This is a genomic window from Acinetobacter sp. F9, from assembly GCF_019195275.1.
Taxonomy (GTDB): Bacteria; Pseudomonadota; Gammaproteobacteria; order Pseudomonadales; family Moraxellaceae; genus Acinetobacter; species Acinetobacter pseudolwoffii.
Window position 1 is genome coordinate 308140 of sequence record NZ_CP078068.1, and the last position, 14421, is coordinate 322560.

The 14421-nt window shown below is 44.0% G+C and carries 10 protein-coding genes; 3 read left to right on the top strand and 7 right to left on the bottom strand.

The features are described from left to right. Positions 1 to 57: 57 nt before the first annotated feature. From KT990_RS01415 to nirB, 5 genes are all read right to left on the bottom strand, one after another. Positions 58 to 2217 carry a TonB-dependent receptor family protein gene (locus KT990_RS01415; RefSeq protein ID WP_218209003.1) on the bottom strand — a complete coding sequence of 720 codons (2160 nt, stop codon included), beginning with the start codon at positions 2215 to 2217 and terminating at the stop codon, positions 58 to 60. 688 nt (positions 2218 to 2905) lie between these two features. Next, positions 2906 to 4636, bottom strand: a complete 1731-nt coding sequence (locus tag KT990_RS01420) for a bifunctional protein-serine/threonine kinase/phosphatase (RefSeq protein ID WP_218209004.1) — start codon at positions 4634 to 4636, stop codon at positions 2906 to 2908. Positions 4637 to 4701: 65 nt separating this feature from the next. Beyond that, on the bottom strand, positions 4702 to 5511 hold the full coding sequence (locus KT990_RS01425; protein WP_005170868.1) for a formate/nitrite transporter family protein: 810 nt from the start codon (positions 5509 to 5511) through the stop codon (positions 4702 to 4704). 305 nt (positions 5512 to 5816) lie between these two features. After that, complete coding sequence (gene nirD, locus KT990_RS01430; RefSeq protein ID WP_218209005.1) at positions 5817 to 7427, bottom strand: nitrite reductase small subunit NirD; 1611 nt, start codon at positions 7425 to 7427, stop codon at positions 5817 to 5819. Positions 7428 to 7451: 24 nt separating this feature from the next. Next, entirely contained in the window at positions 7452 to 9998 is a 2547-nt protein-coding gene (gene nirB, locus KT990_RS01435; protein ID WP_218209006.1) for a nitrite reductase large subunit NirB, read from the bottom strand. Positions 9999 to 10501: 503 nt separating this feature from the next. On the opposite strand from nirB, the gene KT990_RS01440 reads away from it, so the two are divergent. Both KT990_RS01440 and KT990_RS01445 read left to right on the top strand, forming a co-directional pair. Then, entirely contained in the window at positions 10502 to 11080 is a 579-nt protein-coding gene (locus KT990_RS01440; protein WP_218209007.1) for an ANTAR domain-containing response regulator, read from the top strand. A gap of 10 nt (positions 11081 to 11090) precedes the next feature. Next, positions 11091 to 12092 (top strand): ABC transporter substrate-binding protein, encoded by a 1002-nt coding sequence (locus KT990_RS01445; protein WP_218209008.1) that lies wholly within the window; start codon positions 11091 to 11093, stop codon positions 12090 to 12092. On the opposite strand, the gene KT990_RS01450 is transcribed toward KT990_RS01445, so the two are convergent. Further along, positions 12081 to 12974, bottom strand: a complete 894-nt coding sequence (locus KT990_RS01450) for a LysR family transcriptional regulator (protein WP_005096940.1) — start codon at positions 12972 to 12974, stop codon at positions 12081 to 12083. The genes KT990_RS01445 and KT990_RS01450 overlap by 12 nt on opposite strands. Positions 12975 to 13256: 282 nt before the next feature. Here KT990_RS01450 and KT990_RS01455 point away from each other — a divergent pair, with 282 nt between their 5' ends. Then, entirely contained in the window at positions 13257 to 13967 is a 711-nt protein-coding gene (locus KT990_RS01455) for an HAD family hydrolase (protein WP_005096941.1), read from the top strand. Between the two features lie 68 nt (positions 13968 to 14035). On the opposite strand, the gene KT990_RS01460 is transcribed toward KT990_RS01455, so the two are convergent. Next, positions 14036 to 14386, bottom strand: coding sequence for a hypothetical protein (locus tag KT990_RS01460; protein ID WP_074382760.1), 351 nt, complete (start codon positions 14384 to 14386; stop codon positions 14036 to 14038). Between the last annotated feature and the right edge of the window lie 35 nt (positions 14387 to 14421).

Consider the following 14421-nt stretch of genomic DNA (forward strand, 5'->3'; position numbering starts at 1 on the left):
ATAAAAAAGAGCGGGCTAATCTCCGCTCTTTTCTTTACGCTTGTAACAGTTTCAAGTTTAAAACTTGAAAGACACACCAGCATAGGTCGAGAATCCTTCTCCTGGTGAAGAGCGTGCTTCATCCTTCCCTTGATCATTTAGGCCCGGGATGACCACAGCAGCATATTTTTCATCGGTGATATTCTTGAAATTGATCCAGGTTTTCCATGATTGGTGTTCTGGTGCATAACCGAGATCAATGCCCCAAATCTGGTAATCATCACTAAAGCGGCTATTGGCATAATCATGCGGCATTTTGGACGCATATTCGGTATTCACGCCGATATAAAAACCATTATGCATGGCATAACTGAGCTGTGCCTGATACAAATGTTTGGGAATCCCCGGCAACTGGTTTTCGCCAAACAGCGGATCATTTTTGTATTGGAAATCGCTCAGTGTATAGGCTTGTTGCAAGCGTAATTCACCGTGTTTAAATTCATGCAATGGTGTATCCAAACTCAGTTCGACGCCTTGATGAATGGTTGGTGTGGCATTTGCTTCTACACTGATTCTTTCATTTTTGCTTGAACCCTCTCCATAATCCTTAATCATTTCAGACGTTAAAAGTTCATTTTTAACTTTGGAATAATAATAGCTGAGCGCCCAATCGCCAAAGCCTGATTGGCCACGTCCACCCAATTCCAATGTATTTGCAGTCTGGGTTTTTAAATGAATCGGAGCACGTACCCGGCCTGAGGCAATTCCTTCATCAAAATAATAGGGGGATGACCATGCCATCGCCCAAGGATGAGCCGGTTCAATGCTGCGGCTTAAATTGGCAAACCACTGCACAGACTCATTCGGTTGATAAGTCATCCCGAGACGTGGGGCAAAATCCCACTCATACTGATTGATCTTAGGACTGGCAGCTGGATAAGTCACTTCACTTTCACGATGGGCATAGACTGCTGCAAGACCTAGATCTAGGGAGAGCTGGTCATTGAGCGCCGTCTGCTGATCAAATTGCAATACATTGTCTGAACCACGATAGGTATAACGGCGCGTGACCGTATCTGCCGGATATGTTTGATTACCAATTTCTGTATTAAATCTTAAAGTTTCCGTTACACCACTGTTTGGACGATGGGTGGTACTGCGTAAGGCAATACGCCCCTGATGTTCCAGACCCAACAATTGATAGGGCTTTTCATACTGAATACGTGCAGTAATATCTTCATAATCGACATTGGTACGATAGCGACTTTCACGTAAGTCTAACGGATAATGATGATATGCCAGACTAGCAGTCAATTTTGCATCATCCTGTAAATTCCAGGTGGTGGTGTTGGCGAGCCAGGTACTGCCCGGCTGGATACGTTTGGCATCAATTCCTACAAAATTAGGATCAGCTACTTCAGGATTGTTTTTTAATTGTTCCTGGGTAATACGCCCCGGTGTCAGATGTTTGCTTTCGCGGTAACGGGCATAAAAACGGGTTTCAATGTCCGGGCTAATCTGGTAGCCGAGATTAAAAGCCAGGCCTTTGCCATCACCTTTGGCATGATCCTGAATTCCGTCAAACTGGTTACCTGTTAGCGCCAGATAATAATCCAGCTGATCCAGTTTACGGCCGGTACTGAACTGATATTTTTGATAACCATGACTGCCTGCCTCATACTTCAGTTCAGAACCATTCTGCTCGGCACCAGTCTTGCTTTTATAGTTAATCGCTCCGCCTAGCGCCAGCGCCCCCTGTTTAAAACCGTTTGCACCGCGATAGACGCCGACATGATCAATCCACCAAGGCTCTAGTAATTCATAAGCGGTGCCGCCCGGCCCGGTAAATGGAATGTCATCAATCAGCACAAAGGTACCAGAGGCATGCGCACCTGATGTCCGGTTAATACCCGAGCCACGGATAGACACTTTGGCGCCTTCATTGCCCGGGGATTGAGCATAGATACCGGGTTGCAGACGAAATACATCGGCATTATTTGCAATATGTTGATGTTCAAGCTGCTGGGCTGAAATAAAATTGGTTCCACCTGAGGTTTGCGCAAGCTCGGTCTGGTATTGCTGCTGCGGATCTGTCTGTTCAGCACTGACCACGATGGTGTTGAGTTGTTGCACAGGATGCTGGCTGCGAGATGTTTCAGCATAGACAGCACTGGAAAGAACTGAAAGGATCATCAAGCTTAGCGGTTTTTTGTTCAGCGGAATTGTTCTCGTGCTCATATCGGGTTTATACAATCCTGTATACATGATCCTAATCCTAGAGGGATTCTGGTTTTAAAAATTATGCTGTAGCATAAATGAACAATGCCGAATCAAGGCATTATTTTCTGCCAAAAAACTGACTGATCAGCGTATATTTTTTGATGTAATTTTGGTATTTTTTGATTATACAACTTGCAAGATAGCCACCACATCCTCACAAGTTCCAAGAACTTAATAATTAAGTATTTGATATTAAATAATATGCTATTTAATTCTGCACACATGTATTTCCAGTTGGCATAATGTAATACTGCGTTAAATTCATAGTGGACTAAACCAGTTACTTCATATTCAAAGCTCACTGAAATTGAGTAGCATATCGATTTGAATTAGCTCATAGCATCGTCTTGGATCGAGCCCACAGTCGTTTATATATTTTGAGAAAATTACTGAGCACTGGGTCTTGAATCTGGGCTAAAGGATAAATTTTGGATCAGACTCAACCTGACTCATATTCAAAAATTATTCACTCATTGAGCAGAAAAAGGGTGAAAACCGCGTGAACATAAAGTGATGCAAACAGCAACTGTTTCATTAAAACCTGCACATAGAATAAGCAGATATTTGGACTGAATAATATGCCAAACATTCCCGAACTTGCTGCTGACAATTCAAAAAATATAATTGAATAGCCTATTAAAGAGCTTTATTTTGTAAAATATAAGGAAAAGACCAAGAGCAATAAGATAAACAGAATCGCGGTGCAGCATTTCCAGAATGTCAGGGGATGACGCTCAATCACAGGACGTGAAACAGATTTTTTTAATTCAAGATCAGGCTGTTTCAAGTCATACATAAATGCTGAAAGTGCCTCATAACGTTGCTCTGGACGAATTGACAGTGCTTTTTTAAAAATCGCATCCAAACCCTTGGGCAAATCCGGACGATATTCAGACAGTGAATGATAGCGTACCTGTTTTAAAGCTTTTTCAGTCTTGCAACGCGCCAGCTCTGTTCCATAGGGTAATTGCCGGGTCAATAAATAATAGCTCATCACCGCCAGTGAAAACTGATCTGATTTTACCGAGGGTGAGCGCCCTATAAAATACTCTGGTGCCATAAATGCCAGCGTTCCCAAAGGCACATCTGCATGTTTAGGATTCAGTTCGACCAGCCCTCTAACCGCCGTCGATCCATAATCAATCAGTTTTACTTTCAAAGCATCAATCGGTTCAAGCAGCATGACATTTTCTGGCCGTACATCCTGATGCAGCATTTCAAGTCGATGCATGGCATTCAGTGCTTTGGCCACCTGTTCAATAATCGGAATCAGGTGTTGTAAACTTAAAGCAGTTTTTTGCCGATGTAGCCATCGGTTTAAGCTTTCCCCTTGCAAGTATTCATAACTTTGAAATAAAAACTTTTTACTGCCTGTATGCGGATAGTAGTGCATCAGGTTTTCATGTTTTAAACGCTTGGATACCCAGTCTTCCAGCTGGAATTGTTCCACTGCTTTCAGGTCATCCTGCAAATCGACAGACAAGGTTTTAATGACCAGCTGAGCTTGTGTGGCTGCATCCTGCGCCAAATAAAGGCTACTGCGATGATTTTGGTGCAGGATTTTATGAATGCGATAACCTTCAAACAAATCACCATGACTGAGTTGCTGTGGAAATAAAATATTTTCCTGAATCTGAAAGCTTTTCTCTTGAGCTAATGCATCAATTCGGATGATTTGAATGGTGAGATTGTCATCGCTGCCGCGCTTTAAGGCCAGTTCGACGATAGATTTGGCAATAGTATCCAGATTTTGTTTTTGTTGTAGCAAATCCGAGATCTGCTGTATATCGATAAATTCATAGACACCATCGGTCATCAAGAGAAATAAATCATCTTCACATAATTCAAGTTGTTGATAATCGACTTCAATCCGATGATCTACACCTAAAGCACGACTTAAATAATGCTCGGTTGAAGATAAACGAACCCGATGATCAATGGTCAGCTGTTCAATGCTTTGGGCTTGAATGCGATAAACACGGCTATCACCTGCATGAAAAATATGTGCCCTGTTTTGTTTCAAAATCAGTGCACTCAAGGTGCAGACATAACCATGATCTTTATCAAAGCGTCCCTGACTCTGTTGGGTTTGCGCATACAGCCAAGAGTTGGTCGCACGAATCACCCGAGCAGCTGAAGTTTGGGTACTCCATGCATCCGAAGTTGAATAATAATCGGATAAAAAACTACTGACCGCCGTTTCTGCCGCAATATGGCTGACATTGCTGCTGCTAATCCCGTCTGCAATGGCACAGGCAATACCTTTGCTGCTCAGCGCATGGCCTTCAGGAATATAAATGCCATGAAAATCCTGATTTTGTGCTTTGATTCCGGCGGAAGAATATTGTCCGATACTGATCTTTAATTTTTTATTCATTGTAGACACTCGAAAAGGGATCGAATCGATCCCTTCAATTTCAAGACATAAATATCATGCTCAAATTAAAATTCTTTTTTATCACCTGTACGGACATGCGTGGTATACAGCGCCAGACCAGTTAAAGCTAAACCACCAACCAGGTTACCCAGCACTACCGGTAATTCATTCCACAAGAAATAGTCTGTAATCGAGAAATCACCGCCCATCATCATGGCAAATGGGAACAGGAACATATTCACGACAGAATGCTCAAATCCCATGGCAAAGAACAGCATGATCGGCATCCACATGGCAATGAATTTTCCACTTACAGTTGTTGACATCATGGCGCCAATCACACCAAGTGACACCATCCAGTTACACAGCATGCCGCGTATAAAGATGGTCATCCAGCCAGCAAAGCCATATTCGGCATAACCCAAAGTCCGGTCTTCACCAATATGAGCAATTTTCACGCCGACTTCGTTTGGTTCAGCTGCGAAACCCATGGTATAGACCGCCGCCATCAAGATCGCGACGGTTAAACATCCAATAAAATTGCCTAAAAAAACCAGACCCCAGTTTTTTAAAATACGCGCCCATGTTACCCCTGGACGTTTGTCTAGCCAGGCCAAAGGAGTCAATACAAATACCCCGGTCAACAGGTCATAGCCCAATAGATATAACATGCAAAACCCGACTGGAAATAACAGTGCACCGATCAGTGGCACCCCTGTCTGTACAGCAATCGTCACCGCAAATACTGCTGCCAGCGCCAGAATCGCACCGGCCATAAATGCACGAATTACAACATCACGTGTGGCCATATGCAGTTTTGCTTCACCAGCATCGACTACTTTTTTTGCAAACTCTGCAGGAGCAAGATAAGCCATAGTTTTATCCCCTTTATATAAAAATTTCTTGCCTGTTATTAAATAAAAAGACGCCTAAGGTCTATTTCAACCCTAGGCGTCTTTGCCTTGCATTATTTAAGCAGATCAATCGTGTCATGGCGCCGTTGCCATATTTACTAAATAGATCAGCAAATAACGTGCCATATTTTTAAATGTAATTGGCTTTGTTGCACCAACCTACAATTGAAGGCTTATCCAGCAATATAATTTCTGAATGAGCAAGCCTAAAATTTAATCCTCCCCAACCCTCCTTTGCTAAAGAATGGCTGGAGAGATTTATCCGATTACCCTGCCTTTTTTAATGCAAAATCCCGACCAAAAAGCAGTTTGCTGCGGATATTACTAATTGGTGTCTGGTCTGCAATCAGTTCTGCATACCAAGCCCCATCTTCGGTATCGCCAAATAGCACAGCACCAATGACCTTGTCCTGTTGAATGATGATCCGTTTATAAATCTGACGCTTCTCATCATTCAGCACGATATCTTCGAAATCATTAGTCGGTTCAAAATTACCTGCCGAGAATACGTCACATCCGCTGACCTTAAGCTGGGTCGGAACAGTCGGTGCCTTAAAGGTCAGTCGGCCATGTTCAGCCAGATGAGTCGCACAGATAAAGGCCTGTCCCCATAATGGCTCAACCAATCCAAAGGTCTGACCACGATGCTCAATACATTCACCCACTGCATAAATACTCGGATCATAGGTCTGCATGGTGTCATTCACCAGCACGCCGCGGTTACAGCGCAGGCCAGACTGTTCGGCCAGACTTTTATTTGGTCGAATCCCGACGGCGAATACCACCAGATCAGCATCCAGCATTGTCCCGTCTTTTAAGCGCAGTTGAGTCACGTGACCATCACTACCGAGTAGTTCTTCGGTATTGGCTTCGGTGATAATCCTAATACCTTTTTCTTCAATTGATTTTTTCAGCATTTGACTGGCTTTCATATCCAGCTGACGATCCATAATACGGTCTATCAGGTGCAGCACAGTCACATTCATCCCCTGCTGCTTCAGTCCATAAGCTGCTTCCAGTCCCAGCAGGCCGCCCCCAATCACGACGGCGTTTTGCTTGGTTTTGCAGTAATCCAGCATGCGGTTAACATCCTGAATATCCCGGAAGCTCATCACGCCTTCAAGTTCAGCACCCGGAATTGGCGGTACGAAAGGTTTGGAACCGGTCGCGAGGATCAGACGATCATAAGCAACGACTTCGCCTTTTCCGGTATGAACCTGTTTACGCGAACGGTCGATAGCGATGGCAGCATCTCCAGCGATGAATCGAATGCCTTTTTCGGCATACCAGTCGGCTGAATGCAGCATAATTTCGGCAAAGCTTTTCTCACCAGACAATACCGGTGACAACATGATCCGGTTGTAATTACCCCATGGCTCTTCCCCAATCACGGTAATGTCATAACGATCTGGCGCCATATCCAGCAAATCTTCCAGACAACGCATACCCGCTAGCCCATTCCCGACCAGTACCAGTTTTAAACGCTCTGTGTTTTGACCATTACTGGAAATATAGGTCTTTTGTGGAGTTGGACTCACCAGAACTTTGCCATTTTCAATTCGGGTTGGAAATACTAGTAATTTCTGCTCTTGTTCTTCCAGACAACGACCGGTCACCAGACTGAAATGCTGCTTGTAAATTGGGGATGCGACTACACGCTCACCTTGCAGATCACCCAGAATGCCACGTGCCATGACATTGGCCAGACTAAACGGATCCTGATTGCTAAGCGCATAAACCCGCTGTTCCTGACCCACGCGAAAAATTGCAATCTGCTGATCTTCAATCAGGGCTGCAACACCGGTATTCGGGGTGATCTCATCCAGATGACAGACTTCGTACCAGTTCAGTTCGTTCATGTCTTTTAAAATTGTCATTTTCATTCTCCCTGACTGTGGTATTTAGGCTTCAACCACTGGAATACGGTTTAAATCACGTTCAGCGTCAGTCTTTGGCCGGATCTGACCACGTACAGGTGCAAACTGAATATGCGGGTCATTCTGCTCGGCTGCTTTGGCGTTGATAAAGGTTTTAAAGCGTTTGCGTACTTCTGGATCTTCAATCGCGGTGCGCCATTCATCCTGATAAGTGCCAATCACATGCTGCATACGGCTTTCCAGTTCAGCCGCAATGCCAAGCGAATCGTGCACAATGACATCTTTCAGATAATCCAGCCCACCTTCCATATTGTCACGCCATACACTGGTGCGCTGTAGACGATCCGCCGTCTGGATATAGAACATAAAGAAGCGGTCGATATATTTGATCAGTGTGGAAGTATCCAGATCCGAGGCGAGTAGTTCAGCATGGCGCGGCTTCATACCGCCATTGCCGCAGACATATAAATTCCAGCCTTTTTCCGTGGCAATCACCCCCACATCCTTGCTTTGTGCTTCGGCACATTCACGGGTACAGCCGGATACGGCCATTTTGGTTTTATGCGGTGAACGCAGGCCCTTGTAACGGTTTTCCAGAAAAATCGCCAAGCCGACAGAATCATCGACGCCAAAACGGCACCAGGTACTGCCCACACAAGATTTCACGGTACGTAAGGATTTGCCGTAGGCATGTCCGGACTCGAAACCGGCATTGATCAGTTTTCCCCAGATTTCCGGTAATTGATGTACCTGCGCACCAAACATGTCAATCCGTTGTCCACCCGTGATTTTCGTATATAAGCCATAATCTTTGGCAATCTGACCGATGCTAATCAGGCCATCCGGGGTGATCTCGCCGCCTGCCACACGTGGCACAATCGAATAGGAACCATCTTTCTGGATATTGCCCAGATAATAGTCATTGCTGTCCTGCAAACCGGCATGACTTGGTTTCAGAACAAAATCATTCCAGCAGGATGCCAGAATATTGGCCACAGTCGGTTTGCAGATATCACAGCCCATCCCATGACCATGTTGCTGAATCAGGTCAGAGAAAGTCTTGATTTCATGCACGCGTACCAGGTGATACAGTTCCTGACGCGAATAGGCAAAATGTTCGCACAGGTGATTGTTCACCGTGACACCCTGACGCTGTAATTCGGATTTGAGAACCTGCGTCACCAGTGGCGCACAGCCACCGCACGCCGTTGCAGCCTGCGTGCATTTTTTCAGTGCACCCAATGAAGTTGCACCGCCATCAATGGCTGAACAGATATCAGCTTTGGAAACGTTATTACAGGAACAGATGGTCGCACTGTCAGGCAATAAATCGATGCCACTGCCACCCGATTTGGAAGTTGACTGATCAAAGCCTGGCATGATCAGGCTTTCCGGTTGCTCCGGCACAGCCAGACCATTCAGCATCATTTGTAGGAGATCGCTATACTCTTTGGCACAGCCCACCAGCACCGCGCCCAGCAGCTTGGTCCTGTCTGCTGACACCACGATTTTTTTATAAACCTGCGCGGCTTCATCAGCATAGAAATAGCTCAAGGCACCAGGTGACATGGCATGTGCGTCACCAATAGAAGCAACATCCACACCCATCAGTTTGAGCTTGGTGCTCATGTCGGCGCCAGCGAATGCATGACTCTCTTGGCCCAGTACATGTTTCGCTGCGATACGCGCCATGTCATAGCCTGGTGCAACCAGACCATAAATTTTATTGTCCCAAAGTGCACATTCACCAATGGCATAAATGTCCGGATGTGAGGTCTGGCAATAATCATTAATGATGATACCGCCTCGTTCACCGATGAGCAGACCGCTCTGCCGGGCCAGTTCATCACGCGGACGAATACCGGCCGAGAACAGGATGATATCGGTTTCAAGTACCGAACCATCTCCGAACTTCATCACATGCTGGGCAGTATCACCATCTTCAATACTCGACGTGGCCTTTTGAGTATGCACCTTGACACCTAGGTCTTCAATTTTAGAGCGCAGTACCCGGCCGCCCAGATCATCAATCTGCACCGCCATCAGACGTGGCGCAAACTCGACAACATGGGTTTCCAGATTCAGATCTCGCAGGGCTTTTGCTGCTTCCAGCCCTAGCAAGCCGCCACCAATCACTACGCCAGTTTTTGCATTCAGACTGGCTGCACGAATAGCATCCAGATCTTCAATGGTACGATAAACAAAGCAATTCTGACGGTCATTGCCCGGGATTGGCGGTACAAAGGCATAAGAGCCGGTAGCGAGAATCAACTTGTCAAAATTCAGTACATCACCCTGGCTGGTGGTGACGGTTTTATTGAGCTGATCAATTTCAACCGCTTTGGTATTAAGTCGCAAATCAATGCCATAGGCATCGGCAAAATCACTACGGCATAGGCTCAGATCCTTGACCGACTTGCCGCTGAAATATTCAGTCAAATGTACCCGGTCATAAGCTAAATGTGGCTCTTCTGCCAAAATGGTCAGCTCAATGTCATCACCAGCCTTTTCCAGTACAGATTCGATGAATTTGTGCCCCACCATGCCATGCCCAATCATGAGAATTTTCATATCTGCACTCCAACTATTGTTTTTTTAAAGATGATAAAAAGCCACATATCACGTCTAGGCATTGATATGTCTGCTGATTGAATATGTTGTAAATACCGCAACCCAGCACTTTGTAATGCTGGATGAAGGGTTGAAACGCTTGTGCGTTTTGTATTGCTGAACAACTGCCCATGTCATTTATCCTGTGCTGAACGAAATACCAATCACACTCCTTGAAAATGCAATTACGATCAGAACGGACATCGTTGGCCGTTGTTAGTATTGAAAGTCATCTTTGACGATTTAATAAATGCAGAAATCGTGCCAACTTTTCCAATAAGAAAACGCCTTATTTCAGGCAGATGATGTACCTAAATGCTTCATTTTGATGAGCTATCAGCTGGAATCCCTAAAGCTGTGCACTAAATTGAACAGAAAAATAGAATTTTATGCACCAATTTAATGGCATGTTTTTTGCTTTATTCCTGCTTGAATATTCCTTAGGCCTTACTTGAAAATATTCCATGTCCAAATTACGAATTGCTCTTATTGATGATGATCTGGAGCGCGCCCAATTCATCCAAGAATCCTTACTTTCACATGATTTTCAGGTGGTGGCCTGTTTAATCCTGAATGACCTGAATATGGTACATGTTAAGGGTATTCATGCAGATGTGATCCTGCTGAATATGGATCATCCGCATCGGGATATTATTGAAAGCTGTGTCAGCCAATATGAACTTCCGACCGTGCTGTTTACCCAGAACTCCAACAAAGACACCATCAAAAGTGCGATTGATGCCGGAATCACGGCCTATATTGTCGATGGTATTGATCCCACCAAATTAGAAAGCATTCTGGAAATTTCAATTGAACAGTTTCGCAAGCATAAAAAGCTGCTGAATGATTTAAAAGAAATCCAGGACAAGCTGATTGACCGTAAAGATATCGATAAAGCCAAAGCCCTGCTCATCCAGCTACATGCCTTAACGGAAGAACAAGCTTTTGCTTTATTGCGTAAAAATGCCATGAGTCACCGGATTACCATTGGTGAAATGGCCAGACGCTTACTGGATGCACAGAAGCTGTTACTGGGCCAATAAGGAAAAGCATATGTCCACATTAGAAAAAACTGAACTCAATATTGGCTATATTCCTTTACTTGATTGTGTTGCCATTCTCTGGGCCGAAAAACAGGGTTATTTTGCCGAGCAAGGATTAACCATCAATTTAATCCGTGAAGCCTCCTGGTCAAGTCTGCGTGACCGTCTGGCCTATGGCTTTCTGGATGCTGCACATTGTCTGTCCGCCATGTTGCCCGCTGCTGCCTTGGGCACAGACCAGTTACAGGTGGCTTTGCAAACCCCTCTAGTACTGAGCGTGAATCAGGCTTTTATTAGCCTACGGCAAGATCTGTGTTATGAACTCGGCATCCAGCCAGGGGATGATGAAGAAAGTACCTCAAAAAAACTTGTACAGGCTTTACAACAGAATCATCCCATCAATCTGGCCTATGTGTATAAATATTCGATTCACCATTACTGTTTAAAAGAATGGCTGGCGCTGACTGATCCACAACTGGCCAAGAATATCCAGCTGATGACGTCTCCACCGCCTTCCATGGTAAAAGGAATCGCAGAACAGGTATTTGATGGTTTTTGCGTGGGAGAACCCTGGAATATTCAGGCCAAACTTGAAGGCTATAGTTTAATTGTCGCTGCAAGCCAGAATGTCATTCCTAAAGTTGCCGACAAGGTTCTGGCCATGACTCAGGAATGGGCAGAATTACATCCATGCACGGTGAAGGCTTTGGTCAATGCTGTCCAGAAAGCCCAAACGGATTTAAAACAGCGTGCTAATCTGTCCCAAGTTTGGGACATGCTGGTTGATTCTCAGATTATCCAGTTTGAATGCTCTGCACAGCGTCATGTCTGTGACTATCATAAAATTCAAAACATCATCCGCAATCTTGTTGGTGCAAGTGCGAAACCGCAGCTTGCCGATTTTATCTGGTTAATCGAGCAGATTGAAAAATGGGATGGTGTCGAAATCTCTGAGATAGAGAAAAAGCAGATTGCAGCACAATGCATGTATGCTGAAATGCTATTTGCTTAAGATTTCATGCAACATATTGCGTAGCCATTGATGACTGGTTTTATGATGACAGGACATATGCCAATACTGCTTTACAGAATAGGTCGGGAAAGCAATCGGTGCCCCAAAAATCTTGAGATTGCCACGTGATAACAGGACTTCACTCAAATAATAAGGCACGGTCGCAATCGCATCGGTTTCCTGTACCACCAGTCCCACGCCTAAATAGCTGGGCAGACGCATTAGAATGTCGCGCTTGAGTTCCAGATTCAGCAATTCATTTTCAATATGGTAATGCCCCATCCCGGCATCAATATCGATATGGGTTTCACGTAAATACTCTTCGGTCGTGATGCTGTCACCCGTTAGTCGCGGATGGTCTTTCGCTGCGATCACCACATAATACTGTTCAAACAGTTTCTGCTGATAAAAGCCATTCTCCAAATTTGGCAAGAAGCCCAAAGCCAGATCAATCTCGCCATTGGCCATCTGATAACTGGTTTCCGAGGTAATCGGACGCACATTCAGGCGGATATGTGATGCATGCTGCTTGAGATACTGTGAAATTTTTGGCAATAACACCAGATGCGATACATCGGTCATCGCCAGTGTAAAACGTTGCTGTGAAGTGACCTGATCAAAATTGATGGTGAAATTATTAATCGCTTCAACTTTACTGAGTGCTTCACTGACCAAGGGAAACAACTGCTTAGATAAATCTGTCGGCAGCATTTCATTGCCAATACGTAAAAATAAAGGATCACCATAATGCTGGCGAATTTTATTCAGCAGATTGCTCACCGCTGGCTGGCTCATGTCTAAATGATCAGCTGCCTGAGATACGTTTTTAAATTTATAGACATAATAAAAAATACTGAGCAATTTACAGTCAAGTTCAAACACAGAAACACATTTCCTTTAACTTTCTAATAATTTTGACGAAGATATCATCGACATCATTTTATCAATTGCCAATGTTCAAATATAACACTTTGCAACGATTTCTAGGATCAGTCAATTTCCATGTGGTGTTAAAAATTACTTTTCTCTGATGTGGAGCCTCGTTACAAGTAGTTCTGTTGTAAATATGCACTTCTGTTTTTCCTTGGTCAACTTAAACACGCAAGCTTCATGCTATATACTCAAGCCCACAGAATTAACGATGCAAATTAAGAGAAATATCATATGTTCCAAGGCAAAAAGTTGGTGTGTTTTGATTTGGATGGCACCTTGATTGATTCTGTGGGAGTCTGGAATCAGGTCGATGCTGCGCTGATTCAGGAGTTGGCAAATATTGAAGTCGACTTAAGTCAGATCCAGCAACAGCGCGATCTTCAGCTCAAAAAATTTAAACATCGGCCGGATCCCTATCTGGAATATTGTGCTTATTTAAAAGCGCTTTATGGATTTGCGCCGAATAAAGAAGAAGTAAAAAACCGCCGTTATGCAATTTCACGGCATTTTCTCGATCATGTGGTCGAGCTAAAACCACATGCTGAACGGTTCATTCAAGCCCTGAAACAACAAGGGATTCAGATCGCCCTGACCACAACCACCAGTTTGTTCAATGTGCAGCGTTATCAGGACAATAATCAAAACATTAACAAAAAAATCAGCTTTAATGATGACTTTGCCCTGCTCTTGACCCGTGAAAATGTGCAGAACATCAAGCCGCATCCTGAAGTCTATTTCAATGCCCTTCAGCATTTTCAGGTGCAAGCCGCAGATTGCCTGATTATTGAGGATTCATTAATTGGCGTTGAAGCGGCCAACAATGCAGGAATCGATGTGATTGCAGTTTATGATCAATACTCTGTTCATGAAATAGATTTGATCAAGGTCCAAGCAAATTATTTTGCAGAAGATTTTACTGAGTTATTAAGTTTAGCCCAATAAAAAAATGCCATGAATCATTGTATTTCATGACATTTTTTTCTGCAGATCTCTGACCTGAGAAGAAAACGTTATTTGGCTTTCTCATAGACTGAGCCTGAACCGACCAGATTTCCTGTTTTTTCATCGATTGCAAAATCAACCATACCTGCACCTGCATTTAACTGAAGTAAGCCATTTTTGCTCACTGCTGCCGGCATCGGATTTTTCTCTTCGGTTTTACCAGTTTCTTTGTCTTTTATGGTGTTGGTAATGAAGTAATTTTCACCATTTTTCGAAATGACCAATACATTTTCAAGTTTTGGATTTTCCAGCGTATTTTTCCAGTTTCCTTGATAATCTGGAGCTGGTGCTTCTGTGAGGTTACAAGCAGTTAAAAGCAGTAATAATGAGATGCCTGAAAAAAATTGAAGATATTTCAAAACTGAGACCTTGATTGTGACAACGCGGCCATTAT

Coding starts and splice junctions, on each gene's coding strand:
- KT990_RS01415 (WP_218209003.1), bottom strand. CDS start 2,217: ATGAGCACGAGAACAATTCCGCTGAACAAAAAACCGCTAAGCTTGATG.
- KT990_RS01420 (WP_218209004.1), bottom strand. CDS start 4,636: ATGAATAAAAAATTAAAGATCAGTATCGGACAATATTCTTCCGCCGGA.
- KT990_RS01425 (WP_005170868.1), bottom strand. CDS start 5,511: ATGGCTTATCTTGCTCCTGCAGAGTTTGCAAAAAAAGTAGTCGATGCT.
- nirD (WP_218209005.1), bottom strand. CDS start 7,427: ATGACAATTTTAAAAGACATGAACGAACTGAACTGGTACGAAGTCTGT.
- nirB (WP_218209006.1), bottom strand. CDS start 9,998: ATGAAAATTCTCATGATTGGGCATGGCATGGTGGGGCACAAATTCATC.
- KT990_RS01440 (WP_218209007.1), top strand. CDS start 10,502: ATGTCCAAATTACGAATTGCTCTTATTGATGATGATCTGGAGCGCGCC.
- KT990_RS01445 (WP_218209008.1), top strand. CDS start 11,091: ATGTCCACATTAGAAAAAACTGAACTCAATATTGGCTATATTCCTTTA.
- KT990_RS01455 (WP_005096941.1), top strand. CDS start 13,257: ATGTTCCAAGGCAAAAAGTTGGTGTGTTTTGATTTGGATGGCACCTTG.